This window comes from Thiomonas delicata (genome assembly GCF_900088825.1).
Taxonomy (GTDB): Bacteria; Pseudomonadota; Gammaproteobacteria; order Burkholderiales; family Burkholderiaceae_C; genus Thiomonas_A; species Thiomonas_A delicata.
In genome coordinates this window covers 1-425 of record NZ_LT592192.1, presented here as the reverse complement: position 1 = coordinate 425, position 425 = coordinate 1, and the positions used below count along the sequence as shown (strand labels likewise).

General features: G+C 65.4%; 1 protein-coding gene. It reads right to left on the bottom strand.

The window, feature by feature from the left end; translation table 11 throughout:
- A partial coding sequence (locus THIARS_RS18005) for a methyl-accepting chemotaxis protein (RefSeq protein ID WP_245846006.1) occupies positions 1-425 on the bottom strand: 425 nt, incomplete at both ends.

Below are 425 nucleotides of genomic sequence, written 5' to 3'. Positions count from 1 at the left end.
ACGGTGTCCTGCAATTGCTGGGCCTGGGCGTTCATTTCCTCGGCGGTGGCGGCGAGTTCTTCCGAGGCCGAGGCGTTTTGCTGCGTCACCGCATTGAGTTGTCCCATGGCCTGGCTGATCTGCTGCATGCCGGTGGCCTGCTCCTCGCTGGCGGCGTTGATCTCCTGCACCAAGTCGCTGGTCTTCGAGATGGCCGGCACGATCTGCCCCAGCAGGCCGCCTGCCGCTTCCGCTTGCTTGACCGAACTGGAGGCCAGATCGCCGATCTCCTTGGCCGCGACCTGGCTGCGCTCGGCGAGTTTCCTCACCTCGGCGGCCACCACGGCAAAGCCCTTGCCATGCTCGCCGGCACGGGCGGCCTCGATGGCCGCGTTGAGCGCCAGCATGTTCGTTTGATACGCGATGTCGTCGATGATCGAGATGCG